This is a genomic window from Couchioplanes caeruleus (assembly GCF_023499255.1).
GTDB classification, from domain to species: Bacteria; Actinomycetota; Actinomycetes; order Mycobacteriales; family Micromonosporaceae; genus Actinoplanes; species Actinoplanes caeruleus_A.
This window is the reverse complement of record NZ_CP092183.1, coordinates 1,753,206-1,778,937: the sequence shown is the minus strand read 5'-3', so window position 1 is coordinate 1,778,937 and position 25,732 is coordinate 1,753,206. Positions and strand designations below refer to the sequence as shown.

The following is a 25,732-nucleotide window of genomic DNA, read 5'->3' as shown; positions in this document are numbered from 1 at the left end:
GCCGGCCGGCGCCCGGAGCAGCGTGCACCGGTTGTTGCCGCCCCTGGGCCCCTGTGTAATCGTGTCTGCGTGGATCAAGACGGGCCGGAGAACATCTTCTCGGCCACCACGTCGGTGGCCGGAGATCGTGTCACCGTGGTGGTGGCCGGCGAGGTCGACATGTCGACGGCGGACCAGATGTTCCGGGCGGCGACCGGCGGCGGTGCCGCCGCGGTCACCCTCGACCTGCTCGGCGTCACCTTCTTCGACTCGGCCGCCATCCACGCGGTGATCCGGCTCGCCGAGCGCTACCCCGCGGCGCTGTCGGTCATCCCGTCCCCGCAGGTCCGCCGGGTCCTCGACATCTCCGGGCTGGGCAACCAGCCCTGGCTGGTCACGGGCGACTGAGAGCCCGGCGCAGGGTCACCGCGGTGCCCGCCTCCGACCGGGCCACCGACAGCTCCGACAGGGCGCCGATCAGTGCCAGCCCGCGGCCGCGGAAGCCGGCGCCACCGGCGGGGCGCCAGCTTCCGGTGTCGCGGACGGTGGCCGTCACCGCCTCGTCGTCCAGCGACACCTCGACCGTCACCACCGGCTCCGCCGGGGCGATCGGGTGCTCGATGGCGTTCGCCGCCGCCTCCGACACCGCCACCAGCAGATCGAAGACGTCGTTCTCCGGTACGCCGTTGGCGGTGAGGAAGTCCTCCAGCCGCCGGCGCAGCACGCTGAGCCGGGTCGGATCGGCGTGCAGCCGCAGCACGAACTCGCGGGGGTCGGTGGCCTCCAGCGCCAGCAGGGCGATGTCGTCGCGGCGGGTGTGCCGGGCCGCCTTGCCGAGCAGCTTGTCGAGCAGGTCCTCCACGTGGTCGGCCGGGTTCGCCAGGTCGGCGCGCAGCTCCGCCAGGCCGGCGTCGATGCCGACCCGCCGGTCCTCCACCAGGCCGTCGGTGTAGAGCAGCACACGGTCGCCCGGCTCGAGCTTCGTGTGCAGCGTCGGATACTCCGAGTCGCTGAGCGCGCCCACGGGCGGGCCCAGCGCGCTCGTGTAGAGGAACTGCCCCTCCCTGCCGGGCGCGGCGACCACCGGCGACGGGTGGCCCGCCGCGGAGAAGCGCAAGTCACGCGTACGGGGGTCGAAGCGCACACACACCACAGTGGCGAACTGGCGCCGGCCGAGGTTGTCCACCAGCCGGTTCAGCCGGGTCAGCGCCTCCCCGCAGTCGAAGCCCTCGAGGATGTACGCCCGCAGCGCGTTGCGCAGCTGCCCCATGCCCGCGGCGGCCTGCACCCCCTTGCCGACCACGTCGCCGATCACGAGGACGAGCTGGTCGTCGGGGGCGGTGATGACGTCGTACCAGTCGCCGCCGACCTCCGCCTCGCTGCTGCCCGGCAGGTAGCGGCTCGCCACGATGGCTCCCGGCACCCGTGGCAGCGACTGCGGCAGCAGGCTGTGCTGCAGCGTGCTGGCGATGCGGTGCTCCGCCTCGTAGAGCCGCGCGTTCTCCAGGCGCAGCCCGATCAGGCGGGCCAGCTGGGTGAGCAGCACCGGCTCGGCCGACCCGTCGGGACCCGACCAGACCTTGAGCTCACCGAGCGGCGCGCCGGAGGTGTCGGGCAGCACCAGCACCGCGTCCGGCTCGGCCGACGAGGGCGCCCCGCCGTCCACTTCGGCGCGGGCGCCGGGTGCGGTCACGACGACCCGGCCCGCCGACGTCATGCCGCGCACGTGCCGGGCGGCGACCGCGAGCACCTCGGCCGTCGTCCGTACGGTGTTGACCGCCGCCGCCGCGTCGACCAGGCCCCGCAGCCGGCTGATGATCTGCCGCCGGAGCTGGCCGAGCTCGAGGTTGGCGCGGACCCGCGCGATCAGGTCGCGGGCCGAGAACGGCTTGACCAGGTAGTCGTCGGCGCCCGCGGACAGACCTTCCACCGAGGACTCCTCGCCCGCACGGGCCGACAGGACGACGATCGGCACGTCCCGGGTGCGCTCGTCGGCACGCAACGCCTTGATCAGGCCGAAGCCGTCCAGCCGCGGCATCATCACGTCGGTCAGGACCAGGTCGAAGGGATCCTCCTGAGCCCGGTCGAGGGCGTCGCGGCCGTCGACGGCCTTCGTGACATCGAAGTACGGCGTCAGCAGCCGCGCCACGTGATCCCGCAGGTCGGCGTCGTCGTCGACCAGCAGCACCCGGCCGCGCCGGGCGTCCTTGACCTCGCCGGGGCTCACCGGGGCGGCCGACGGCTGCTCGGGCTCGCCGACCCACCAGTGCGCCTCCTCGACGTACAGCCGCGCCTGCTCGTCGGGCGACGCCGCGGTGCGCTCGTCGATGACCCGGTCGGCGGGCAGGTGCGCGGCGCCGAGCGGGACGGTGACCGTGAACGTGCTGCCGACGCCGAGCTCGCTGCGCGCTGTGGTCGTACCCCCGTGCAGCTCGGCCAGCTCGCGGACCAGTGCCAGGCCGATGCCCGTACCCTCGTGGCTGCGTGACCAGGCACCGGTGACCCGGTGGAAACGGTCGAAGAGAAGCTTCTGCTCCTCGGCGCTGACGCCGACGCCGGTGTCCTCGACGTCCAGCACCGCGGAGCCGTTCCGCTCGGCCAGGCGCACGGTGATGCCACCGGAGGCGGTGTACTTGACCGCGTTGGAGAGCAGGTTGAAGACGATCTTCTCCCACATCTCCCGGTCGACGAGCACCGGCTGGGTCAGCGGCGGGCAGTCGACCACGAGGGCGAGTCCGGCCCGCTCCGCGGCCGAGCGGAAGGTGCTGGCCAGCCGCGCGGTGTAATCGGCGAGATCCGTCGGACGGTACGCCGCGCGCAGCCGCCCCGACTCCAGCCGCGAGAAGTCCAGCACGGTGTTGACCAGCTTCAACAGGCGCAGCCCGTTGCGTTGCATGGGCAGCAGCCGTTCCCGCTGGTCGGCGGTGAGACCCGGGTCGTTGAGCAGTTCCTCCAGCGGGCCGAGGATCAGCGTCAGCGGCGTACGGAACTCGTGGCTGACGTTCGAGAAGAAGTTCGTCTTCGCTGCGTCCAGCGCCGCCAGCTGGGCGGCCCGCCGGCGTTCCTGCTCGTACGCCCGCATGTTCGCCACCGCCCGCGAGATCTGCGACGTGACGAGGTCCACGAAGTCCCGGTAGGTGTCGTCCAGGGCCAGATAGCGGCTGACGCCGATGACCAGCACGCCGACCCGGCTGGTGCCGGCACCCACCGGGAACACCAGCGCCTGCTCGGCCGCGGACTCCGGTGGCTCATCGGTGAGCAGCGCGACCGGCAGCTTCCCCGCCCGGTCGGCGCGCATCACGTCCTCCACCGTCTGCAGCACCGCGCCGCCCAGCGGCCGCAGAGCCTCGGCCGCGACGCCACAGACCCCGGCCAGGCCCAGCTCGCCGCCGTCGGCCGGATCGTCCAGGTACAGCGCCGCGAACGGCACGTCACCGGGGTTCTCGCCGAGGACCTGAGCGGCCTGCCGGCCCAGCGACGCCTGATCGGGCGAGTCCGCCAGCCGGGAGCCGAGCCGGCTCAGCGTGCGTACGCGCCGGTCGGCCAGCACCCGCCGCGTCGTGTCGCCCACGATGCAGAAGACGCCGGTCACCACGCCGTCGGCGCTGCGGATGGGGTCGTACGAGATGTCGAAGTACGTCTCCTCGAGGAAGCCGTACCGTTCGAGCATGAACGGGTGATCGGCGGCGTAGTAGGACTCGTCGGTGGCCTCCACCCCGTCGAAGAGCTCCTGCAACAGCCACCAGATCTCGGCCCACATCTCCCGCCCGGGCCGCGCCAGATGGCTCGGATGCTTGCTGCCCATCGTGGTGATGTAGGCGTCGTTGTAGAGGGCGCAGTAGTCCGGGCCCCAGAAGACGACGATCTGAGCCTTGGAGGCGAGCATCGTCGCCACGGCGTGCACCAGCTCCGCCGGCCACTGCGCGGGGTCGCCGAGCGGGGTCGAGGACCAGTCCAGGGAGAGCATCCGCCCGCCCATTTCGCCGCCGCGCTCGAACGCCGTCCGCAGCCGCTCCGGCAGGGCGCCGCCCATGCATCCTCCCGGACGTGTCCGTTCCAACGAGACCTGCACGGTAACCGTAGCTACCCTTGCGCGCGTGGCAACCCCGGGTCTCGAGCAAGCCCTCACCCGACCGGGCCTGCGCCCCCTGCCGTCCGCGGCGGCGGAACTCCTGCACGACCTGGATGCGCCGCCCCGCCTCGGCGCCCACCTCCGAGCGGTCCACGACGTGGCCTGGTCCGTCACGGACCGGCTCGGCCGGCGCGCCCCCGATCTGCCGTTCGACACGACGGCGGTGCTGTTCGGCGCCGCCACCCACGACATCGGCAAGGTGCTGCACCCGGAGGAACTGTCCGGCCCCGGCCACCGCCACGAGGCGGCGGGCCGGGACCTGCTGATCCGGTACGGCGTGCCGAGCTATCTGGCCCGGTTCGCGGCGACGCACGCGGCGTGGGAATCGGACGAGGCGGGGCTGGAGGATCTGCTGGTCAGCCTCGCGGACAAGGTCTGGAAGGGTGCGCGGGTGGAGTCGCTGGAGGCTCGGGTTGCGGAGCATCTGGGCGGGGCGCCGTGGGAGGCGTTCCTGGTGCTGGACGATCTCGTCCAGGATCTGGCGGGTGGGGCTGATGAGCGGCTCGCTTTTCAGGCGGCTTTCCCGATCTGAGTCCCCGCCGTCGGCCTCAGCTCGCGATCCGTCGGCCTCAGCTCATGGTCCGTCGGCCTCCGCTCGCGGTCCGTCGGCCTCAGTCTGTGGTCCGTCGGCCTCAGTCTGTGGTCCGTCGGCCTCAGCTCGCGGTCCGTCGGCCTCAGTTTGTGGTCAGGCGGCGAGGGACGACGTGCCGAGGCTGGCCCGCCGCGCTGCCGCCTGTGCCAGCGCGGCGAAGACCCGCAGGTCGCCAGTGCGCTCGGGATGCCACTGCACGCCCAGCGCGAACGCCCGGTCCCGGTCCTCGATGATCTCGACGACCCGGTCGTCGGGGCACCAGCCGCTGATCGTGAACGTCCCGGGGTCGTCGACCGCCTGGTGGTGGAACGAGTTGACGGTGATCCGTGCGCCGAGCAGGGCCATCGCCCGCGACCCGCGCTGCAGTTCGACGTCGTGCCGCCCGAACGCGGACGCGTCCGCGGCGAGCGGGTCGGTGCCGGCCGCGGCCCGATGCCGTTCGTGACCGATCAGATCAGGCAGGTGCTGGTGCAGCGAACCCCCGGTGGCCACGGCCATCACCTGCATGCCCCGGCACACACCGAGCACGGGTACGTCGGCCTCCAGAGCGGCCCGCATCAACATCAGCTCCGCGTCGTCCCGCCCAGGGTCGGACTCGGTGGCCGGATGCTGCCCGGCGCCCCAGTGCGACGGGTCGATGTCCCCGCCGCCGGCGAACACGATGCCGTCCAGCGATTCCAGCACGTCGGTGCCCGGATCATCGGGGGTGATCAGGACTGCGCGACCACCGGTGGCGTGCACCGCCTTGACATAGGACATGGGCAGCATCCCGGCCATGACGTCGTTGCCGTTGTACGTGACGTGCTCGGCGTACGAGGTCAGTCCGATCAAGGGCCTGCGCATGCGGCGATCCTCCTCGGTCTCCAGATCTTCGCTATCGGCCGGCAGGTACGGCGCCTGAGCGGGATTCCCGGCGAAAGTGGCAGGCCAGGGCTCTGACACCGGCCCGGCCCGGCGCACCGGTGGGCGGCGATCATCAACAGGTACGAGGCCGACGACATTGCCGGCACGATGATGTCTATGACCCGGCTCCGGCCCACTAATCATGCTGAGAAGGCCCGGAGCAGGCCGTCCGTCCCAAAGCCGCGTCAACCGACGCCGTCGTCGGCGAACCTGCATCGCGGGTTCGGTCGGGTTTCCACCATTATCGCCGCTTCTCGATGCCGGCGATCAAGCCCGTCACTCCAACGAGGGCCCGGGTGGTCTCTCCAACGGTAACCGCCCGCCGCCGTCCCGACCCGTTCCGCGACCGCCCAGGCGTGCGCGGCCACCGCCCCGACCGCCCAGGCGTGCGCGGCCACCGCCCCGAGCCGTTCCACCGCCGCGCGGGCGGGGCGCGGCCACCACCCCGGCTTACCGCCATCAGCTGACTCCCGGCACCGGTCAGGGCCGCCGCCAGCCGAACCCCGCCGCGACCGGCTGGGCCCACCGCGATCCGCTGGGCCCGCCGCGACGGGCTGGGCCGCCACGACCGCCCAGGCCTACCGCGCCGCAGCCGCCAGCCTTCTCAGTGCCTGGACCCGGCCCGCCGGCCCCCGTACTCACCCGCCGCCGCGACAAGCGCCCCGAACAGCCGCTTGTCCCGCACCACCTCCGGATGCCACTGCACCCCGAGCACGAACCTCTTCGACGGCTCCTCCACCGCCTCCACCAGCCCGTCCTCCGTACACCCTGTCACCGTGAGCGACCCCGCGTCGGCCACGCCCTGGTGGTGGTAGCACTGGACGCGACGGTCCTCTCCCATCAGCCGGGCGATCCGGCTGCCCGTGGTGAACGCGACCTCCTGGTGCCCGTACACGGCGGGCGCCGGGCGGTGTCCCTCGTGGCCGAGCACGTCGGGGATGTGCTGGTGCAGGGTGCCGCCGGCGGCCACGGTGAGCAGCTGCATACCGCGGCACACGCCGAGCACTGGCATGTCCCGGCCGAGTGCCGCCCGGGCGAGCAGCAGTTCCGCCGCGTCGCGTTCCGGACGGGTGACGGTCAGCGGCTGGGGGCTCTCGCCGTACAGCTCGGGGTCGAGGTCGGCGCCGCCGCTGAGCAGCAGGCCGTCGAGCACGTCGAGCACGTCGGCGTCGAGGTCGTCGGGGGGAAGGAGCACGGCCCGGCCTCCGGCGGCGGTGACCGCGGCGACGTAGTCGTACGGGATCAGCGCGGTGGGCAGGTCGTGCCAGACTCCCCAGGTGGCCGGTTCCACATAGGTGGTGACGCCGATGACGGGACGCATCACAGCGGGGTGACGTACGCGCCGGTGATGCCGCCATCCACCACGAACTGCGCGGCGGTCATGAACGAGGCATCGTCGCTGGCGAGGAACGCGACGGCCGCCGCGATCTCCTCCGGCTCGGCGAACCGGCCCATCGGCACGTGCACGAGCCGCCGCGCCGCCCGCTCGGGATCCTTGGCGAACAGGTCCATGAGCAGCGGCGTCGCGACCGGGCCGGGGCACAGCGCGTTGATCCGGATGCCCTCCCGGGCGAACTGCACACCGAGCTCACGGGTCATCGCCAGCACCCCGCCTTTGCTCGCCGTGTACGCGATCTGCGACGTGGCCGCCCCGAGCAGCGCGACGAACGAGGCGGTGTTGATGATCGAGCCCTTGCCCTGACGCTGCATGTGCGGGATCGCGTACTTGCAGCAGAAGAAGACGCTCGTGGTGTTGACCTTGAGCACCCGTTCCCAGGCCTCGATGCCGGTGACCAGGATGGAGTCGTCGTCCGGCGGCGAGATGCCGGCGTTGTTGAACGCGACGTCCACCCGCCCGTGCCGTTCCACCACCCCGTCGAACAGGGCACGCACCGACTCCTCGTCGCTGACGTCGCACGCCACGAACTCGCCGCCCACCTCGTCGGCGACCGCCTTGCCGGCGTCGGCCGAGATGTCCACGCAGATCACCTTGGCACCCTCGGCGGCGAACCGCCGCGCGGTGGCCAGCCCGATGCCGCTGCCCGCTCCGGTGATGACGGCGATCCGATCCTGCAAACGCTCCACTGCCGACCCTCTCAGCTGTCCGTCGAGATGAACACGTTCTTGACGTCGGTGAAGCTCAGCAGCGCGTCGGGCCCCAGCTCGCGGCCGAGCCCGGACTGCTTCATCCCACCGAACGGCGTCCAGTAGCGCACCGAGGAGTGCGAGTTGACGCTCAGGTTGCCGCTCTGCACGCCCCGCGACACCCGCAGCGCCCGGCCGACGTCCCGCGTCCAGATCGAGCCGGAGAGGCCGTACTCGGTGTCGTTGGCCAGCTCGATCGCCTCGGCCTCGTCGTGGAACGGCATGACCGACAGCACCGGACCGAACACCTCCTCGCGCCAGTGCCGGTCGCTGGAGGAACGGGCGAGCAGCACGGTCGGCGGGAACCACCAGCCGTCGCCGCCGGGCGCCTCCCCGGTGAAGGCCACCTCGGCGTCGCCGGTGTAGGACGCGACCTTGTCCCGGTGCGCGGCGGAGATCAGCGGTCCCATCTCGGCGGTGTCCAGCGCCGGGTCCTGCACCCGGAACGCCTTCACGGCCGGTTCCAGCAACGACAGGAACCGCTCGTACACGGACTCCTGCACCAGCAGCCGCGACCGCGCGCAGCAGTCCTGGCCGGCGTTGTCGAAGACGCCGCCCGGCGCGGTCGCCGCGGCCCGCTCCAGGTCCGCGTCGGCGAACACGATGTTGGCGCTCTTGCCGCCCAGCTCGAGCGTCACCCGTTTCACCTGGTCGGCGCAGCCCGCCATGATCGATTTCCCGACCGGCGTCGACCCCGTGAAGCAGACCTTGCGTACGGCGGGATGCTCGACGAACCGCTGTCCCACGACGCTGCCCTTGCCGGGGATGACGGTGAACACTCCCTCGGGCAACCCGGCCTCGAGGGCGAGCTCCCCCAGCCGGATCGCGGTGAGCGGCGTCACCTCGGCCGGCTTGAGCACCACCGTGTTGCCGGCGGCCAGCGCCGGCGCGAAGCCCCATCCGGCGATCGGCATCGGGAAGTTCCACGGCACGATGACCCCGACGACCCCGAGCGGCTCGTGGAAGGTCACATCGACGCCGCCGGCGACGGGGATCTGCCGCCCGGACAACCGCTCGGGCGCCCCCGCGTAGTAGTCGAGCACGTCCCGGACGTTGCCGGCCTCCCAGCGGGCGTTCCCGATGGTGTGCCCGGAGTTGCGCACCTCGAGCGCGGCCAGCTCCTCGATGTGGTCGTCCACGACGGCGGCGAACCGCCGCAGCAATCGCGCCCGGTCCCCGGGCGCCACGTCCCGCCACGACAGGAAGGCCCGCTGCGCACGCTCGATCGCGGCGTCGGTCTCGGCAACCCCGTTCGCCGGTACGGCGGTGAACACCGCCCCGGTCGCAGGATTGATCACATCAGAGCTGTTCACGCCCCACCTCCTCGCGCATCATCACACGACACCGGCCACCCACCGCGCGGCCCCGGCAAACATCCCCGCAGCTCCCGCCCCGCATCACCCGCGCACGGCATCTCGCCCCCAGGCCTCACGCACCGCCATCGTCCCCCGGCTCGCCGCACCGCCACCGCGCCCACAAACGTCACGCACCGCCATCGCCCCCGGGCCTCGCGAACCGCCATCGCCCCCGGGCCTCCCGCAGCGCCACCGCGGCACCCCACGGGCCCGACAGACCGCCGCCACCGTCCGGGACGCGGCACGGCACGGTCCGGTCCGGCCCGGCCGGCACCTCCCGCCCGCACCGCGCCACCCGGGCCCGGTCCGGGCTCACATCCGCTCGAAGCCCCGCCGCAGCTCCCAGTCGGTCACCGCCGCGTCGAACGCCGCCAGCTCCACGCGGGCCATGTTCGTGTAATGGGCCACCACGTCGTCCCCGAACGCGGCAGCCGCCACCGGACCCCGTTCCCACAGGTCCATCGCATCCCGCAGTGTCGTGGGCACCCGGGGCGCGCTGCTGTCGTCGTACGCGTTGCCCTTGAACTCGTCCTCCAGGCTCAGCTCGTTCTCGATGCCGTGCACCGCGCCCGCGACCAGCGCCGCGATGGCCAGGTACGGGTTGACGTCGCCGCCGGGAACCCTGTTCTCCACGCGCATGCCCTGGCCGTGCCCGGCTATCCGCAGTGAGCAGGTCCGGTTGTCGACGCCCCAGCGCAGCGCCGTCGGTGCGAACGAGCCGGGCTGATAGCGCTTGTACGAGTTGATGTTCGGCGCGAACAGCAGGCTGAACTCGCGCATCGTGGCGAGCAGGCCGGCGAGCACCTGCTGGCCGATCAGGGAGAGGTGCGCCGGCCCGTCACCGAGCATCGCGGACCGGCCGTCCTCCCCGCGCAGCGAGAAGTGGATGTGGCAGGAGTTGCCCTCCCGCTCGTTGGGCTTGGCCATGAACGTCAGCGCCATGCCCTCCTGCGCGGCGATCTCCTTGGCGCCGTTCTTGTAGACGACGTGGTGGTCGGCGGCGGTCAGCGCGTCGGCGTACCGGAACGCGATCTCGTGCTGGCCCAGGTTGCACTCGCCCTTGGCGCTCTCCGGGACCAGGCCCGCGCCGGCCATCTCGTTGCGGATGCGTCGCAACAGCGGTTCCACGCGCGCCGTCCCGAGCAGCGAATAGTCCACGTTGTACTGATTAGCCGGAACAAGGTCGCGGTAGTTCTTCGCGTACGCCTGCTCGTAGGTGTCCTTGTAGAGCACGAACTCGAGCTCCGTCCCGGCGAAGGCGGTCAGCCCGTGCTCGGCCAGACGGTCGAGCTGGCGGCGCAGGATCTGCCGCGGCGAGGCGTAGACCGCCTCGCCGTCGGTGGTCTCGAGGTCGGCGAGGACCATCGCGGTGCCGGGCAACCACGGTACGTGCCGCAGCGTGGTGAAGTCGGGCCGCATGACGAAGTCGCCGTAGCCGCTGTCCCACGAGCTCATCGCGTACCCGTCGACGGTGTTCATGTCGACGTCCACCGCGAGCAGATAGTTGCAGCCTTCGCTGCCGCCCCGGACGACCTCGTCCACGAAGTAGCGGCCGTGCAGGCGTTTGCCCTGCAGGCGGCCCTGCATGTCGGTGAGCGCGAGCAGGACGGTGTCGATGGTGCCGTTGTCGACCGCGACGTCGAGGTCCTCGAGGTTCATGGGTGATGTCCTATCGCAGGGGACCGACAGTTTCCGGGGGCCGGGCGGGTGCCCGGCCCCTGTGAGCACGATCACTCAGGCGGTGCGGGCATGGTCTGCTCCCCGTGGGCGGCCTTTTCGAGAAGGTTCTGGCGAGGTCCGGTGAACCATTTCCGGGCGCTGGCGAACCACCACACGGCGGCCGCACCGACCACGACGACCACGGCGACAATCGTGTAGTTGAAGGTCGTCGCGGTGATCGGGCTGGCGGTCGGAAGAACGAACATCACACAGATGACCACGACCCAGACGATCGCGATCCAGCCGATCGGCGCGCTCCAGCGGCCGAGATTCCACGGTCCCGGCTGGAAATCCGGACTCAGCCGGCGCAACAGCACCGGGCCCACGTAGGCGATGTAGAGCCCGATGACCGCAATGGACGTCGCGGCGAGATAGGCCGTGGTGTTCCACAGCGAGGGCAGCACCAGAATCGTGCTGATTGTGACGCAGAGCCAGATCGAGTTCGTCGGCGTACCCGTGCGGGGGTTGACCTGCTTCCACATCCGCGAACCGGGCAACGCACCGTCGCGAGCGAAGGCGTACGCCATCCGGGAATTGGCGGTGACCGATGCCATGCCGCAGAACCACTGCGCCACCATGCAGATGAACAGCAGGAACGTGCCGAGGTCGTGGCCGACCGCGTCGATGAAGATCTGCGCGGGAGGCAGGCCGAGATCGGTCGTACGCTCCGCCTCGTAGTCCTGGATCGCCCACGTGATGGCGACCAGGAGCACGAAGCCGGCAATCACGGAGACCACCACGGACATCACAATTCCTCGCGGCGCTGCGCGCGCCGCATCGTGCGTCTCTTCCGCCACGTGCGCGGAGGCGTCATATCCCGTGTACGTGTACTGCGCCATCAACAATCCGACGAGTACGGCGTAAGCACCCGCCCCGGCGAACGTGAAGCCGGTCTCGTTGCGTACCTCGAAGAAGACCTCGGAAATCGGCTTGTGACTGTCGGGGATGACGGCGAGCAGCACGACGATGACGGCGACGCCGATGAGGTGCCACCACGCGCTGACGTCCGAAAGGAGCCGGACCAGGCTGACACCGAACGTGTTCAGCAGGCCGTGCACCACGATGATGACCAGGAAAATCAGGAACGTACGCCCGGCCGTGACTTCCATGTCGAACGTGAGGCTGAGGAAGGCGGAGGTGGTGATCGCCGCACCGAAATCGATCGCGGCGGTGACGGCCACCTCACCGAGGAAGTTGAACCAGCCCACGAACCAGGCCCACGCGGCCTTGTTCCGTTTCGCGAGCGCGGCGGCCCACCAGTAGAGGGCGCCGGCGGTCGGGTACGCCGAACACACCTCCGCCATCGCCAGGGCCACGAAGGTGACCATGACGCCGACGAAAAGCCACCCGACGGTGATGGCGAGCGGCCCGCCGGCGGTCATGGCGATGCCGTACGACGTGATCGCGCCGGCGAGGATCGAGATGATGGAGAAGGAGACCGCGAAGTTCGAGAAGCCGGACAGTCGGCGGTGCAGTTCCTGCTGGTAGCCGAGCTGAGCGAGTCGTTCTTCGTCGGTGCTGGGTACAGGGTCGGCACTCATGAAGGCTCCCTAGACCGAGGGGCGACTGTGACCTGGGCCACCGCCGTTCGGTGATGATCTCCCCCTGGTGTTACGCGCGTCAATGAGCCGTGTTAATTGCGTTGCCGCCCCTCGTACGCCACCCGCACACTCGTAGCCATGACAGGGCACCGGAAAGCGCGGCGCGGCACAGCCCGCCGCCGATCAGGCAAAGCCCTGCCGGTGTTCTGACGCTACCGGCGCAACCGGGCGAACCACCCGGATCGGCGCACGAGCAAGCGCGCGAGCCCTCGGCAGGCATCGCGAACACCGGGGAGCACCACACCGGCTCCCATCCCGCGGCGGCGCGGGGCGCGGTCACCTCTCTCTCGACACGGCAGACAGCCGTGCCATGCGCCCGCCCCGCACCGCCGCACCTACCGCTATGGCAGCCCCGCCCGCTACCGCGCGAACAGTCGCACGCCCTCGCGGAACGCCGCGCTCGCCGCCGCGCCGCGCTCGCCGGAACCACCACGCCCACCATCGCTGCGACTCGCGTGATTGCCGCAGCTGCGAGTCACCAGCTGCCACGTCGGTTCCCGCCGCGACCCGGGCTTCGACTGCTTGCGATACCTCGCCACCCTCATCCGGCGCAGCGACGGAACCTCCGGGGCATCTACTCGACGAAGGTCGGTTCCCTACTCAACACGCTAGAAAATCTACAGCGGCGAGTCTAGAAATTGACAGCGAACGGGCCTAACATCGGGGTTGTCGGCACGCACAGCCGACAACGCAACTGGCACAGACGCTGAGTTGGTTAAGGAGGACGAGATACCGCAGCAACGCGAAATCGCCACGTCCCCGACCCGACGAGAGGTGATCGCAGCCGATGCCCAACACTCAGGCCGTCCGCTAGCGGCACGCAGGCGGTAAGGCCTTGCCGACGACGGTCGGCGCAGAATTGAACAGCCAAGGCCCCGGTAACCCGCCGGGGCCTTGGATTGTCTGCAGGACCTCCCCGGAAGGCACCATGAACACCCCGTTCGACGACGCCGACTACCCGGCGTACTCGATGGGCAGGGCCGCCGCCATGATCGGCGTGACACCTGCCTTCCTGCGAAGCCTCGGCACGGCCGGCCTGATCGAGCCGGAACGTTCCGGGGGCGGCCACCGCCGCTACTCGCGCCACCAACTACTCCTGGCGGAACGCGTGAGGCAACTCCTGAACGACGGCATGCCGCTCGCCGCGGCCTGCCGGATCGTGAAGCTGGAGGACCGCCTCGAGGCCGCCCACCGCCGCATCGTCGACCTGGGCGGCACCCTCACCCCCGACGACGACGCGGACATCCCGACCCAGACCCGCCCCGACATCGCGACCACCCACTACTACCCCTCACCGAACTCCGAGCGATCACCCTCGGCGCCCTGATCTCCGCAGCGAGGTGACCCGACAGCGGCACCTGGCGTCGGCGACGGACCGACATCGCATGGCGGCGTCACGGAGGACGACGGTGGGCAGGCGCCATCGCGGTCCGGCCCCGCGTCGCGAAACGCCACGCCCCGGACGGGAAGTCACGAACCGGGCGGACTCATGGCCGGGCGGACTCATGGCCTGGCGGAGTCATGGCCTGGCGGAGTCATGGCCTGGCGGAGTCATGGCCTGGCCGAAAGTCACGGCCGGGGCGAAACACTTACGGCCCGGGCGAACGTCACGGCACGGGGGACATCTCGGTGCTGTCGGAACGTCACGGCCCGGCGAACGTCACGGCACGGGCGGAACGTCACGGCCCGGCGAACGTCACGGCACGGGCGGCCGCACCGAGCGGGGCCGGGGCCGGCCTGCGGCGCGACGGTCCGGCACAGCGACCGGCGCCGCAGCGACCGGCCGGGCAAGCCGTCGCCGGCATGGCGCGGCCCGAGAGACCTACCTCCTCGGCTGACCGCTCTCGACGAGGCCGACCGCCGCCAGGCTCGAGTCCCACAGCGCCTGAGCGCGCCGCGCATTCGTGGACCGCCCGGTCGCCCCGAACGGCCGCTGCCACGCGAAGTACCCGCCCGGCACCAGACCGGCCGGATCGTTCGCCAGCCACACGAGAGTCTCGGCGCCCTCCTCCGCGCTTCGGAACAGCAGGGGTAACGTGCCGGCCAGCGAAAAGGCGGGGCTTCGCCGCCCGAAGCCGCTGCGGATCAACCCGGGGAAGAAGCAGGTCGGCACGATCCCGTACGGCGCCCACCGCCGCGCCGCCTCGATCGTGAACAGCACGTTGGCCTGCTTGCTGGCCCCGTACGCGAGCCATCGGCTGAGCTGACGCCGACCGGGACGCGCGACGTCGAGCGTCCCCCACGCCTCGGCCGCGGAGCCCGTGGTGACGATTCGGGCCGGCGTCCCCTCGGTCGCCGCCGCGCGCAACGGCTCCAGCAGCAGGTGCGTGAGCAGGAACCCGGCGAGGTGGTTCGTCTGCACGGTCGGGTCGAAGCCGTCGACGGTCGGCCGGCGCACCGACGCGAGCTGTCCGGCATTGTTGACCAGCACGTGGATCCGCTCGTGTTCCCCGGCCAGGCGCACGCCGACGTCACGGACCTCGTCCAGCACGGCGAAGTCCGCCCGGTACGCCGCCGGGGTCCGGCCGCCGGCCTCGCGGACCACGTCGACCGCTCGGGCGAGCCGTTCGGGGTGGCGTCCGAGCAGCACGACCTCGTCGCCGGCCCGGGCCAGCGCGACAGCCCCCGCCAAGCCGATGCCCGAACTGCTCCCGGTGATCACCACGGTCCGCGCCACCCCGCCATTCGATCACCATCCCGGCGCTAGCGTGGAACGCATGCTCGCGATCATGAGGCCCGCCACCCCGGAGCGCCGGCTCCCTCACGCCCATGGGTGACCGCCCCCACACCCGAGTCGAAGAGTTGACGCCGAAGCCCGCGCCGATCCGACCGGCCGACCCCGACCGCGACGCCGGACCCGACCCCGACGCCAACTCCAACCGCCACACCGACGCCGACCGCGGTTCCCCATCCATCCGCCACACCGACTCCGACCGCGGTTCCCCATCCATCCGCCACACCGACTCCGACCGCGACGCCGACTCGGACCACCACGCCGGCTCCCGTCGCAAGGACCCCACCGGCAATGACACTGGCAGCGCCTTGAGCGCCGCCGCCGTCTTCGCCGTCGTCGTAGGCGCCCTGATCATGCTCGTCGCCCTGGTGAACGCACCGGGTTCCTGGCTGCAGGGATACGTCAGCGAGGCCGGCACAGCCGTTTCGCCGCTGGCCACCGCGTACCGATGGGGACTGGTTCTTCTGGCAGCCGGCGTGGCACTGCTGGGAGTCGCCCTACGCCCCGCCTCTCGCCTGCTGTTGACGCTGCTCGGCAGCGCGGGGGTGCTCGCCGCGACGTCCGGCGCTGTGCCGTGCACCGACCAGTGCCCGCTGCCACCCTTCGAGAGCACCACGGTCAGCGATGTCGTGCACACCGCAGCAAGCATCGTCGGGATGGCCGTGCTGGCCGGCGCCATGCTCACCGTCGCTCTCACCTCCCTTTTCACGCGTGTCATGCGGCAACTCGCGCTCGTCGCGACCGTCCTCACCGTCCCGCTGGGCGGCGCCCTGGGTCTGACCATGCTGTTCGTGGGCAGAGGCCTGGCCGGCGCCGTTCTCGAGCGGATCCTGCTGATCGTCGCGGTGAGCTGGCTCTCCGGAACGGCCCTCTTGACGTTATTACGTTCTTCCGTAAAAGTGTAGGGCATGACGCCGACCGAACCGAATCCGCTCGAGCGCCGCGTCTCCGAGCTCGAGCAACGCTTCGCGGATCTCATCAGCAAGATCACCCAGGAGAAGCCGCCACCTCCGGAGCACCACACCGATATGTACTGGGCGCTGGATGGCCTGCGGAAACGCGTCGGCGAGGACAACTCGGGCGCAGTGCTCTACACCGGCACCGTCGACCTGCCGACCGGTGAGCACTACGACTGGCAGTTGGGCACGACCGTCGACGACCTCTTCGAGGCCGACTGGTCGGAATGGGCCGGCACGCTGGGCGCGCTCGGCCATCCCGCCCGGCTCCTACTGCTGCGCCGGGTGCTTCAAGGCACGCGTACGGCCGCAGAGCTCGCGGCCGATGACGGGCTGGGCACGACCGGCCAGGTGTACCACCACCTCAAGCAGCTCGTCAGCGCGGGATGGCTCCGCTCCTCCGCCCGCGGGCACTACGCGGTTCCGGGCGAACGGGTTGTGCCCCTGCTCGTGATGCTGTCAGGCGCCAATCGATGAGTCAGGCACGACGCCCAGGCCGCGGGTCCAGTGGCCGCCGTCGAGCAGGCATCCACTCAGCGGCCAACGACACAGCGAGGCGAGGGCCGTAGGGGCCGGCCCTGTTCACTGCACGACACAAGCATCGCGGTCATGATCGCTTGGCGACGCGTCTTCGCTCCGAGAATCGTCGTCGGCCGGTTCGGCACCGGCGCGACCTCAAGCCACTCTGCGAACGATCGCCAGCAGCGACTGCTCCACGTCCTCGATGGCGCGGTCCGGCTGGAACACCAGCCAGTCGACCGCCACCACCAGACCGACACCGAAGAGGGCTGACGACGCCACTCGTACGTCCAGCTCAGCGGGCAGGTCGCCGGAGTCCACGCCGGCCTGCACCGTCTCCGCGATCACGCCGATCGCTTGTTCACGGAGCAGCACCAAGGTCTGCTGCCACTCGCGGTTCGTCCGCCACATCTCGGAGAGGAGAAGTTGTGCGAAAGCCCGGTAGCGCCGGATGTACTCCAGTTGCGCCCGCACCAGGGCCCTGACGGCTTCCCGCGGTGGCAGACCAGCGACGGCAGCGCGGAACTCGTCGGTCAGCAGGCCGATGCCGTGGCGCAGCAGCTCCTCGAACAGGGCCGTCTTCGAGGCGAAGTTGTAGTACACCGTGCCCTTGGCGACCTTCGCGCGCAGGGCGATGTCGTCGACTGTCGTGGCGGAGAAGCCCTGCTCGGCGATCAGTTCCACCGCTGCCTCGTACAGGCGCTGGCGGGTGTCCTCGCGTCTGCGGGTCCGTCCGTCCACGGTTGTCAGATCACCAGCTCCGGGTGCAGGTCCGTTCGGGTCAGCCGACGTTTGCGGCGGGCCACCGCGACCGTCAGCGCCAGGGCGGCGAGGCCGTACGCGAGCAGCGCCAGAACGCCGGTCACCACCGTACCCGCCGGTCCCCCATCGATCGTGTGGCGCAACGCCTCCACGACGTACGTCATCGGGAGGAGTGGGTGAATCGCCTGGAAGAACCACGGGGTCGTCTGCACCGGATAGGTGCCGCCCGACGACGTGAGCTGGAGCATCAGCAGTGCCAGCGCAATGATCCGCCCGGCGGGGCCGAGGGCCGCGCCCAGCAGTTGCATGATCGCGGCGAACGCCGTGGCCGTCAGCATCAGCAGACCCAGCGTGCGCAGCGGATCGTGCGGGCTCAGACCGAGTCCGAACACCACGACCAGGAAGAGCAGCGTGGCCTGCGCGAGCCCGACCGCGACCGCGGGCAGCAGCCCGGCCAGCGCGACCCGGTGCGCGGGTGCGCCCGACACCACGTAACGCCGGTTCAGCGGCCGCATCACCATGTAAGTGATCATCGCGCCGACCCACAGTGCGAGCGACAGGAAGTACGGCGCGAAGCCGACCCCATAGGTGCCGGCGGGGTGTCGCACGGTGCGGTCGACCTGCACCGGGTTGCTGAGCAGGTCGGCACGGTTCGACGGGTCGTCGCCGTACGAGGGGATCTGCTCGGCGCCGTCCCTCAGCCCGGACGCGAGCTGCGCGGCGCCACCCTGCAGGTCACCGAGACCGGCGGCAAGCTGACGACCGCCGTCGGACAGAGTACCGAGTCCGTTGTCGAGCTGGCGCGCGCCCGACGCAAGCTGGAAGATGCCGCCGCGCAGCTGCGTCGCACCGGTCGCCGCATCGGACGCGCCATCGCTGACCTGCTGCGCGCCCGTGGCAAGGTCGCCGAGGCCGGCTGCCAGGTCGTCCACCTTCGCCCGGGCGGCCGCGACATCGTCGGCGAGGTGCGGCGCGGCCGCCGCCACCTTTCGCGCGGTCGCCGCCACGGTATGCAGCCGCTTGCTCAGCCCGTCCAGGTCGGCGCGGTCGATCGTGGACTGCACCCGCTTCGCGGCGGACACCAACTCCTTCGCGGACGCACGCGCCTGGTCGATGCCCGGCGTGTCGTCCGGCAGGCCGTTCAGGTAGCGCTGCAACCGCGTCGCATTGCGTACGGCGTCGTCCGCGGCGTCATCGAGCCGATTGACGTTGGCCGCCAACACGTCGGCGCCCCGGGCAACTTGATTCGCCGCGTCCTCGATGAGCTCGGCGTTGTCCCGCAGCACCGGCTCCACCCGGTTGGCGGCGGCATCCACCGCGTTCGCGAGTTGCCGTCCACCGGCCGCGGCCTGCTGCGTACCGGTAGCCAGCTGGGCAGCCCCGGTCCGCAGCGCTGCCAATCCGTCGGCGAGGTCGTCGGCGCCCTGCGCGGCGGACCCGAGCCCTCCCGACAGCCGGCCCGCGCCCTTCTCGGCATCGACCAGTCCGGATTGAAGCTGACCAGCTCCCTTGTGCGCATCCGTGAGGCCGTCGTCGAGCTTGTGCGCGCCATCGGCCGCTTTGTCGGTCTGCTGCTTCAGGTCCGTGAAACCGATCAGCATCTTGTCGAAGTAGCCCGACTGAGCGCTCTGCGCCGCGGCGGCCCGGACCTCCTCGAACGCGGTCCGCGAGAAGATGCCCGACAGGTAGTTGGTGGCATCGTCGTTGACGACGACAAGCTCCGCCGCGCGCGGAGCGGCATCAGCGTCCGGCCCGGTGGTCAGATTCGTCGAGAACGTACGCGGAATGCGCAACGACAGCTGATACCGGCCGTCGGCGAGCCCCTTCTCGGCGCCCTTCTCGTCGGTCACGTGCCAGTCGAACACCTCCCGCCGCACCAGCTCATCGGCAAGGTCCTGCCCCGCATGCACCTTCGTGCCGTCACTGGCGGTCGCGGCGGTGTCCTCGACGACCAGCGCGGCGGGAATGTGGTTGAGGCGGCCGTACGGATCCCAGAACGCATAGAGGTAGAGAGCGCCGTACAGCAGCGGAATCACACAGATGACGACCAGGGCGGCGGCGGTGAGCCGGCCGCGCAGAAAACGCCGCAGCTCGAACCCCGCCAGCCGCACGCTCGACAATCCGATCACTTGGTCTCTCCACCATTCTTGGTCGAATCCGAGTCCTGGAGAGCTACCGTCGTCGCGGGCTCAGGCGCATCGGCCACCGCGACCCGAGCCCTCGGAACGGCCGCGGAATCACCGAGCGGCGCGGTTGCCGTCTCGGCATTCGGCCCCGTCGCGGGCTCAGCCGTCGGCTCCGTTTCGAGCTCGGCGCCAGGCTCGGCCACCGGCTCAGCTTCGGGCGCGGTTGCCGGCTCGGCTTCCAGCCCGGCATTCGGCCCAGTTGCGGGCTCGGCCGCCGGCTCAACTCCGGGCTCGATCGCCGACTCAGCTCCGGACTCGGCCGCCGGCTCAACTCCGGGCTCGGCCACCGACTCAGCTTCGAGCTCAGCGTCAGACTCGGCAGTCGCCTCCGTTTCAAGGTCGACACCACGCTCGGCCGTCGGCTCCCTCTCGAGCTCGGCGCCAGGCTCGGCCCCCAGTTCGACCGTCGACCCAGCTTCGGGCTCCGCTTCCGGCTCGGCAGATCGCACGGGCGCCGACTCCGCTGACGGCGCGGGCGCCGACTCAGCTGACGACACGGACGCCATCTCGGCCGACGGCATCACCATCAACCCCACGGGCGGCGGATCGTCCGGCACAGCGACCAACCCCAGCGCACCACCACCATCCACATCAGACGGCGTCACCAACGCCTCCCGGTCCGCCGTCTCTCCCAGCCGGATGACCGTGGACACCCGCGCCTCATCCACCTCCCGGGCCGTCACCAGAACCGTCGTTCCGCCCTCGGCCATCTCCTCGATCAGCGCCCACAACGCCTGCCGCTCCCCCGCGTCCAAGCCCTCATCCACCGCATCGAGCGCGATGATCTCCGGTTGCGACACCTGCGCCAGGACTATCCCGAGGACCTGCCTCTGGTACGGGCTGAGCGCGAAGCCGCGCAGGTCCGGGTCGAGTCCGTGCAACGTCACATCGGCCGCCCGGCGCCGCCCGGCGAGGAGGGCTCGTTCGCGTACGTGCTCCGCGACGGTCAGGACGGATTCGGGTTCCGACACGCCAGGCACGTGGCCCAGCGCGGCCGGTCCGGACGCTTCCACTCGGCCCGAGGACAGCCGGAACCGCTTGGCCAGCGCGAGCAACACGGTGGTGCGGCCGCTGCCCGGCGGTCCGACGATCGCCACGATGTCGCCGGCCGAGGCGGTGACGGTGAGGTCTTGGAAGAGCCAACGGCGGCGGTCGCGGACTCCCGCTGCGGTCACGGTCAGAACCGTCATGATGGGTACCTATTCTGCACTGACTGGTCAGTCCAAATACTTACCCGGCTCGGCCATAGATGCACGCCAAGGTGGCTCACCTCACCGCATCCACCTCCCACTGAGAGCCAATTGCCCGACTTGTGTGCAATGTCGATGCCGACGGCTTACGCGGCGACGAACGCTGACGGCCGCGGGAGAGTCGTGTCAACCCGTATCGAAACGATCACCGAGGGTTGGGCACCCTCGACAAGAGTCCGTTCCGAAACGGTGCTACAAGCCCCGGCTTCCGACGAACCGATCCCAGGCCACGCTTCGCGCCAGGCAGCCGACCCCTCTGATCCACGACCCCCACTCCGCCTTCACGATCTACGGCAAGCTGGACCGGGCCCCGGCCGCAAGGCAGGATCAAGTCATGGTGACGCGATGGGGCATGACCGTTCCGCTCGGCGGGGTTCCGCTGGCCGACCATGCCGCGGTTCTCGCCGCGCTGACCGATGCCGGGTTCACCGATTTCTGGTCGAGCGAAGTGAACGGCACCGATGCGTTCACGCCACTCACCCTCGCCTCCGTCTGGCAGCCCGACGCTCGCCTCGGTACCGCCATCACGCCCGTCTTCACCCGCGGTCCCGGGCTGTTGGCGATGACCGCGGCGGCTCTTGCCGAGGTCGCTCCCGGTCGTTTCCAGCTGGGCATCGGTTCCTCGTCACCCGTGGTGGTCGGCGATTGGAACGCGGCCGAGTTCGCCCGGCCGTACGCCCGCAGCCGTGACATGCTTCGGTTCCTGCGCGCCGCGCTGGCCGGGCAGACCGTCGACGAGGCGTACGAGACGTTCCAGGTTCGGCGCTTCCGCCTCGAACGACCGCCGGCCGTTCCGCCCCAGATTCTGTTGGCCGCCCTGCGCCCCGGGATGCTTCGGCTGGCCGCAGCCGAGGCGGACGGGGTGATCCTCAACTGGCTCGCGGCCACCGACGTGCCGCAGGCCCTGGCGGAAGCGAAGACCGACAACGCGGATTTCGACGTGGTCGCCCGCATCTTCGTGTGCCCGACGGAGGATGCCGCGTACGCCCGGGCCGTGGGTCGTCGCATGATCGCCGCGTACCTGACGGTTCCGGCGTACCTGGAATTTCACCGGTGGCTGGGTCGCGAGCCGGTGCTGGCTCCGATGTGGACCGCATGGGCGGCGGGTGACCGGAAGGCCGCGCTCGCGGCCATCCCGGACGAGGTCGTCGACGAGCTCATCGTGCACGGCTCGCCGGAACAGTGCCGCGACCACGTGCAGCGCTACGGCGACGCGGGGGTCAAGGTTCCGGTCATGGCGCTCATCGGTACGCCGGAGCTGGAGAAGGGTGGCCCGAAGGCGCTCACGGACCTGATCGCCGCGCTGGGCCGCTGACCTGCCGGGAGAGGCCCGCGACCGGCACCAGGATCCCCGGGCGACCACCCCACCCACAGCCAGGACCCGGCCGGCCAGAACAAAACGGCCGGAACCGGGTCGGCCAGAACAACACGACCAGGGTCCGGTCCGTCAGAACAACACGGCCAGGGTCCGGTCCGGCAGAACGACACGGCAAAGACCCGGTCGGTCAGAACAACACCGTCGCGAAGCTTCCACACTGCACGAACCCGCACCGTGCGTAGACCCGCCGAGCAGCAGTGTTGTAGTCGTTCACATACAGGCTCACCGTAGGCGCGACCCGGTGCAGCGCGTCGTACAGCACCGCCGACATCGCCGCGGCCGCCATGCCTCGGCCTCGATATTCCGGGTCCACCCACACCCCTTGGACCTGGGTGGTCCGCCGCGTCACGATCGCCAGCTCCGCCTTGAAGATGACCCGGTCTCCGACGAACCGTGCGTACGCTCGCTTGCCCCGGACCAGCTCGGCGATGCGGCGCTTGTACCCCCTGCCGCCGTCGTCGAGCAGCGGTGAGACGCCGACCTCTTCGGTGTACATGGCCACGGCCGCCGGGAAGAGCTGGTCGACCTCGTCGGGCCCGACCAGGCGTACGTCGGGGTCCGGGGCGACCGGGGCTTCGCGGTCGGCGACGAGCAGGGGCTGGTGGGGGCGTACGTCGCGGGCCGGGCCCCAGTGGCCGCCGAGGCGGTTCCACAGGTCGAGGACCGCGTCCGAGCGGCCGATGATCGACGAGCAGATGCGGGGATCGGCGCCGAGCAGGTCCGCGAAGGCCGCGACGGCTGCCGGCGTTGCGCAGACCGGCACGAGGTGGGCGCCGGACCAGCACAGCGATTCGACCCGCCGCCCGGTGCCGTAGCCGTAGATGCGGCCGTCGGAGCGCCACCAGTTCAGCCCGTGGGCCGCTACGCGCTCGGCGATCTGCGCGCCCGCGTACGGGTCCTGGTCGAGGATCTTCTCGACCGTGGCCCGCTCGGGCTCACCGAGTTGGCGAATCGGCACCGTCAGCACAGCTATCAGATTGCCAGATCCGACCGCCCGCACACCCGGCGCTCCCCCGGCAACTTCGGAAGAGGCCTTGTCGTCGACACGTTGCCGATATATCGTCTAACTATCGACAACAGATCGGAGATAGTCATGAGGCACGAACACATGCGTCGTCTGCACGAGGGCCGGATGCGGGGCTTCGGCTTCCCGCCCGGATTCCCGTTCGGTCAGGGCGGTCCCGGCGGCTTCGGCGGCGGCCCGGGCTGGGGACCCCCGGGCCCCGGCGGTCACGGCCATCGCCGCGGCGGCCGCGGCAGCCGTCCCAACGTCCGCCCCGCCCTGCTCGCGCTCCTGCTGGAGCGCCCGATGCACGGCTACGAGATGATCCAGGAGCTGGAGAGCCGCACCGGCGGCATCTGGCGCCCGAGCCCCGGCTCGGTCTACCCGACCCTCCAGCTCCTGGAGGACGAGGGCCTGATCGAAGCCGAGGCGACCGGCGGCCGGAAGCGCTTCACGCTCACCGAGGCCGGCCGCGCGGAGGCGCAGACGGCCGCGGAGAACCCGCCGTGGGCACAGTTCAGCGACGACACGATGTCGCAGGTCCAGGACTTCCGCGACGCGGCGGTCGGGATCATGAGCGCGCTGCGCCAGGTCGGCTTCAGCGGCACCCCCGAGCAGCGCCAGCGCGCCCTCGAGGTGCTCAACGAGACCAAGCGCAAGCTCTACGCGATCCTCGCCGACAGCGAGTGAGCTGCCGGCAAACCCGTCGGGGAAAGGGCGCACCGTCCAGGTGCGCCCTTTTTTCATGTACGGCGCGACGAACCCGACAACCGCACCACCGTCCCCCGCCCGCACACAGCACGACCCGGTGCACCGCCCCCGGCCGGCCTGCTGGGAACGGGCCCGGCGGTGGCGACGGCGCGCGATGTGAAGATCACGTCGCGGAATCTGAAGCAGCCGTTCCTGCCGATGAGCGACGGGTCACACGACGCCACGGACCAGCAGACACCACGGACCAGCAGGCCCCACGGGCCGGCGGGCGCCACGGGCCGGCAGACACCACAGACCGGCAGCGCCACGGGCCGGCAGCGCCACAGACCAGCAGGCGCCACGGGCCGGCAGGCGCCACGGGCCGGCAGGCGCCACGGGCCAACAGGCGCGAGCCGCCGACCGGAGAGGCCGGCCGGAACAATGGGGGCGCGCCGATCGACGCGGCCGGTCAGTAACCCGCGGTGGTGACGAACAACGCGCCCAGCCACCGATTGCAGCCGTGCCCGGGGACGCGGCGGGTCGGCGGGCGCGCGGGCGGACCTGTGTGCGGGGCCGGCGCGGTGGTGCGGTTGTCCGGGACGTCGCGCCGTACCTGAGAAATGGCCGGGCCGCGGACGGCCCGGACCGTCAGTGGACCGTGACCTGCGGGCCCGGCAGCAGCTCGCGGAGCTCGTCCGGCAGCTCCGCGCCCATCTCGTCGGCCAGCCGGAGCGCCTCCTCGACCAGGGTCTCCACGATGATCGATTCGGGGACGGTCTTGATGACCTGGCCCTTCACGAAGATCTGGCCCTTGCCGTTGCCGGACGCGACGCCGAGGTCGGCCTCGCGGGCCTCGCCGGGGCCGTTCACGACGCAGCCCATCACGGCGACGCGCAGCGGGACCGGGAAGCCCTCGAGGGCGGCGGTGACCTGCTCGGCCAGCGTGTAGACGTCCACCTGGGCGCGGCCGCAGGACGGGCAGGAGACGATCTCGAGGCCGCGTTCGCGCAGGCCGAGGGATTCGAGGATGGCCTGGCCGACCTTGATCTCCTCGACCGGCGGGGCGGACAGCGAGACGCGGATGGTGTCGCCGATGCCCTCGGCGAGCAGCGCGCCGAACGCCACCGCACTCTTGATCGTGCCCTGGAACGCCGGGCCGGCCTCGGTGACGCCGAGGTGCAGCGGGTAGTCGCACTGCTCGGCCAGCTGACGGTACGCGCGGATCATCACGACCGGATCGTTGTGCTTCACCGAGATCTTGATGTCGCGGAAGCCGTGCTCCTCGAACAGCGAGCATTCCCACAGCGCCGACTCGACCAGGGCCTCCGCGGTCGCCTTGCCGTACTTCTCGAGCAGCCGCTTGTCCAGCGAGCCCGCGTTGACGCCGATGCGGATGGGCACCCGGGCGTCGGAGGCCGCCTTGGCGATCTCCTTCACCTTGTCGTCGAACTGGCGGATGTTGCCGGGGTTGACCCGGACCGCCGCGCAGCCCGCGTCGATCGCGGCGAAGACGTACTTGGGCTGGAAGTGGATGTCGGCGATCACCGGGATCTGCGACTTCTTCGCGATCGCCGGCAGCGCCTCGACGTCGTCCTGCGAGGGCACCGCGACCCGCACGATCTGGCAGCCGGACGCGGTCAGCTCGGCGATCTGCTGCAGCGTCGAGTTGACGTCGGCGGTGAGCGTGGTGGTCATCGACTGGACGCTGACCGGGGCGCCGCCGCCGACCAGCACCCCACCGACGTTGATCTGGCGGCTCTGCCTCCGCTGCGCGAGCGGCGGCGGGGGTACGGCCGGCATACCGAGACTGACTGCGGTCATTTCACAC

The 25,732-nt window shown here is 70.9% G+C and carries 20 protein-coding genes; 7 read left to right on the top strand and 13 right to left on the bottom strand.

The window, feature by feature from the left end:
- Nucleotides 1-69 precede the first annotated feature (69 nt).
- A complete protein-coding gene (locus COUCH_RS08430; RefSeq protein ID WP_249611510.1) occupies nucleotides 70-387 on the top strand; it encodes an STAS domain-containing protein in 318 nt (105 codons plus the stop codon).
- On the opposite strand, the gene COUCH_RS08425 is transcribed toward COUCH_RS08430, so the two are convergent.
- A complete protein-coding gene (locus COUCH_RS08425; protein WP_249611509.1) occupies nucleotides 374-4,012 on the bottom strand; it encodes a SpoIIE family protein phosphatase in 3,639 nt (1,212 codons plus the stop codon). The genes COUCH_RS08430 and COUCH_RS08425 overlap by 14 nt on opposite strands.
- 64 nt (nucleotides 4,013-4,076) lie before the next feature.
- On the opposite strand from COUCH_RS08425, the gene COUCH_RS08420 reads away from it, so the two are divergent.
- Nucleotides 4,077-4,643 (top strand): HD domain-containing protein, encoded by a 567-nt coding sequence (locus COUCH_RS08420; RefSeq protein WP_249611508.1) that lies wholly within the window; start codon nucleotides 4,077-4,079, stop codon nucleotides 4,641-4,643.
- A gap of 153 nt (nucleotides 4,644-4,796) precedes the next feature.
- Here the strand turns inward: COUCH_RS08420 and COUCH_RS08415 are convergent, their stop codons facing one another.
- From COUCH_RS08415 to COUCH_RS08390, 6 genes are all read right to left on the bottom strand, one after another.
- Nucleotides 4,797-5,546 carry a gamma-glutamyl-gamma-aminobutyrate hydrolase family protein gene (locus tag COUCH_RS08415; protein WP_249611507.1) on the bottom strand — a complete coding sequence of 250 codons (750 nt, stop codon included), beginning with the start codon at nucleotides 5,544-5,546 and terminating at the stop codon, nucleotides 4,797-4,799.
- A 664-nt stretch (nucleotides 5,547-6,210) separates the two neighbouring features.
- A complete protein-coding gene (locus COUCH_RS08410; protein ID WP_249611506.1) occupies nucleotides 6,211-6,927 on the bottom strand; it encodes a gamma-glutamyl-gamma-aminobutyrate hydrolase family protein in 717 nt (238 codons plus the stop codon).
- Nucleotides 6,927-7,691, bottom strand: a complete 765-nt coding sequence (locus tag COUCH_RS08405; protein WP_249611505.1) for a 3-oxoacyl-ACP reductase — start codon at nucleotides 7,689-7,691, stop codon at nucleotides 6,927-6,929. The genes COUCH_RS08410 and COUCH_RS08405 overlap by 1 nt, the downstream gene beginning before the upstream one ends.
- A gap of 11 nt (nucleotides 7,692-7,702) precedes the next feature.
- Complete coding sequence (locus COUCH_RS08400; protein ID WP_249611504.1) at nucleotides 7,703-9,064, bottom strand: aldehyde dehydrogenase family protein; 1,362 nt, start codon at nucleotides 9,062-9,064, stop codon at nucleotides 7,703-7,705.
- Between the two features lie 354 nt (nucleotides 9,065-9,418).
- Entirely contained in the window at nucleotides 9,419-10,765 is a 1,347-nt protein-coding gene (locus COUCH_RS08395) for a glutamine synthetase family protein (protein WP_249611503.1), read from the bottom strand.
- A 71-nt stretch (nucleotides 10,766-10,836) separates the two neighbouring features.
- Nucleotides 10,837-12,366 (bottom strand): amino acid permease, encoded by a 1,530-nt coding sequence (locus COUCH_RS08390; protein WP_249611502.1) that lies wholly within the window; start codon nucleotides 12,364-12,366, stop codon nucleotides 10,837-10,839.
- A gap of 988 nt (nucleotides 12,367-13,354) precedes the next feature.
- On the opposite strand from COUCH_RS08390, the gene COUCH_RS08385 reads away from it, so the two are divergent.
- Complete coding sequence (locus tag COUCH_RS08385) at nucleotides 13,355-13,753, top strand: MerR family transcriptional regulator (RefSeq protein WP_249611501.1); 399 nt, start codon at nucleotides 13,355-13,357, stop codon at nucleotides 13,751-13,753.
- A 495-nt stretch (nucleotides 13,754-14,248) separates the two neighbouring features.
- On the opposite strand, the gene COUCH_RS08380 is transcribed toward COUCH_RS08385, so the two are convergent.
- Nucleotides 14,249-15,091 (bottom strand): SDR family NAD(P)-dependent oxidoreductase, encoded by an 843-nt coding sequence (locus tag COUCH_RS08380; protein WP_249613627.1) that lies wholly within the window; start codon nucleotides 15,089-15,091, stop codon nucleotides 14,249-14,251.
- Nucleotides 15,092-15,195: 104 nt separating this feature from the next.
- Here COUCH_RS08380 and COUCH_RS08375 point away from each other — a divergent pair, with 104 nt between their 5' ends.
- Together COUCH_RS08375 and COUCH_RS08370 are read left to right on the top strand one after the other, a co-directional pair.
- Nucleotides 15,196-16,065: a DUF998 domain-containing protein gene (locus COUCH_RS08375; protein ID WP_249611500.1), complete on the top strand. Its 870-nt coding sequence runs from the start codon at nucleotides 15,196-15,198 to the stop codon at nucleotides 16,063-16,065.
- Between the two features lie 3 nt (nucleotides 16,066-16,068).
- On the top strand, nucleotides 16,069-16,593 hold the full coding sequence (locus tag COUCH_RS08370) for an ArsR family transcriptional regulator (RefSeq protein WP_249611499.1): 525 nt from the start codon (nucleotides 16,069-16,071) through the stop codon (nucleotides 16,591-16,593).
- A 198-nt stretch (nucleotides 16,594-16,791) separates the two neighbouring features.
- Here the strand turns inward: COUCH_RS08370 and COUCH_RS08365 are convergent, their stop codons facing one another.
- Genes COUCH_RS08365 through COUCH_RS08355 form a run of 3 tightly spaced genes read right to left on the bottom strand, consistent with a single transcriptional unit; the run spans nucleotide 16,792 to nucleotide 20,773 of the window.
- The gene (locus COUCH_RS08365; RefSeq protein ID WP_249611498.1) at nucleotides 16,792-17,376 is read right to left on the bottom strand and encodes a TetR/AcrR family transcriptional regulator; all 585 of its coding nucleotides are present in this window, start codon (nucleotides 17,374-17,376) and stop codon (nucleotides 16,792-16,794) included.
- 5 nt (nucleotides 17,377-17,381) lie between these two features.
- On the bottom strand, nucleotides 17,382-19,526 hold the full coding sequence (locus COUCH_RS08360) for a YhgE/Pip domain-containing protein (protein WP_249611497.1): 2,145 nt from the start codon (nucleotides 19,524-19,526) through the stop codon (nucleotides 17,382-17,384).
- Complete coding sequence (locus tag COUCH_RS08355; protein ID WP_249611496.1) at nucleotides 19,523-20,773, bottom strand: ABC transporter ATP-binding protein; 1,251 nt, start codon at nucleotides 20,771-20,773, stop codon at nucleotides 19,523-19,525. The genes COUCH_RS08360 and COUCH_RS08355 overlap by 4 nt, the downstream gene beginning before the upstream one ends.
- Nucleotides 20,774-21,185: 412 nt before the next feature.
- Between COUCH_RS08355 and COUCH_RS08350 the strand changes: the two genes are divergently transcribed.
- Nucleotides 21,186-22,148, top strand: a complete 963-nt coding sequence (locus COUCH_RS08350) for an LLM class F420-dependent oxidoreductase (RefSeq protein ID WP_249613626.1) — start codon at nucleotides 21,186-21,188, stop codon at nucleotides 22,146-22,148.
- Nucleotides 22,149-22,338: 190 nt separating this feature from the next.
- Here the strand turns inward: COUCH_RS08350 and COUCH_RS08345 are convergent, their stop codons facing one another.
- On the bottom strand, nucleotides 22,339-23,178 hold the full coding sequence (locus COUCH_RS08345) for a DUF4081 domain-containing GNAT family N-acetyltransferase (RefSeq protein WP_249611495.1): 840 nt from the start codon (nucleotides 23,176-23,178) through the stop codon (nucleotides 22,339-22,341).
- A gap of 141 nt (nucleotides 23,179-23,319) precedes the next feature.
- Between COUCH_RS08345 and COUCH_RS08340 the strand changes: the two genes are divergently transcribed.
- A complete protein-coding gene (locus tag COUCH_RS08340) occupies nucleotides 23,320-23,904 on the top strand; it encodes a PadR family transcriptional regulator (RefSeq protein WP_199511971.1) in 585 nt (194 codons plus the stop codon).
- Nucleotides 23,905-24,552: 648 nt separating this feature from the next.
- Here COUCH_RS08340 and ispG read toward each other — a convergent pair.
- The gene (gene ispG, locus COUCH_RS08335; protein WP_249611494.1) at nucleotides 24,553-25,725 is read right to left on the bottom strand and encodes a flavodoxin-dependent (E)-4-hydroxy-3-methylbut-2-enyl-diphosphate synthase; all 1,173 of its coding nucleotides are present in this window, start codon (nucleotides 25,723-25,725) and stop codon (nucleotides 24,553-24,555) included.
- Between the last annotated feature and the right edge of the window lie 7 nt (nucleotides 25,726-25,732).

Coding starts and splice junctions, on each gene's coding strand:
- COUCH_RS08425 (WP_249611509.1), bottom strand. CDS start 4,012: ATGGGCGGCGCCCTGCCGGAGCGGCTGCGGACGGCGTTCGAGCGCGGC.
- COUCH_RS08415 (WP_249611507.1), bottom strand. CDS start 5,546: ATGCGCAGGCCCTTGATCGGACTGACCTCGTACGCCGAGCACGTCACG.
- COUCH_RS08410 (WP_249611506.1), bottom strand. CDS start 6,927: ATGCGTCCCGTCATCGGCGTCACCACCTATGTGGAACCGGCCACCTGG.
- COUCH_RS08395 (WP_249611503.1), bottom strand. CDS start 10,765: ATGAACCTCGAGGACCTCGACGTCGCGGTCGACAACGGCACCATCGAC.
- COUCH_RS08390 (WP_249611502.1), bottom strand. CDS start 12,366: ATGAGTGCCGACCCTGTACCCAGCACCGACGAAGAACGACTCGCTCAG.
- COUCH_RS08385 (WP_249611501.1), top strand. CDS start 13,355: ATGAACACCCCGTTCGACGACGCCGACTACCCGGCGTACTCGATGGGC.
- COUCH_RS08375 (WP_249611500.1), top strand. CDS start 15,196: ATGGGTGACCGCCCCCACACCCGAGTCGAAGAGTTGACGCCGAAGCCC.
- COUCH_RS08370 (WP_249611499.1), top strand. CDS start 16,069: ATGACGCCGACCGAACCGAATCCGCTCGAGCGCCGCGTCTCCGAGCTC.
- COUCH_RS08355 (WP_249611496.1), bottom strand. CDS start 20,773: ATGACGGTTCTGACCGTGACCGCAGCGGGAGTCCGCGACCGCCGCCGT.
- COUCH_RS08350 (WP_249613626.1), top strand. CDS start 21,186: ATGACCGTTCCGCTCGGCGGGGTTCCGCTGGCCGACCATGCCGCGGTT.
- COUCH_RS08340 (WP_199511971.1), top strand. CDS start 23,320: ATGCGTCGTCTGCACGAGGGCCGGATGCGGGGCTTCGGCTTCCCGCCC.
- ispG (WP_249611494.1), bottom strand. CDS start 25,725: ATGACCGCAGTCAGTCTCGGTATGCCGGCCGTACCCCCGCCGCCGCTC.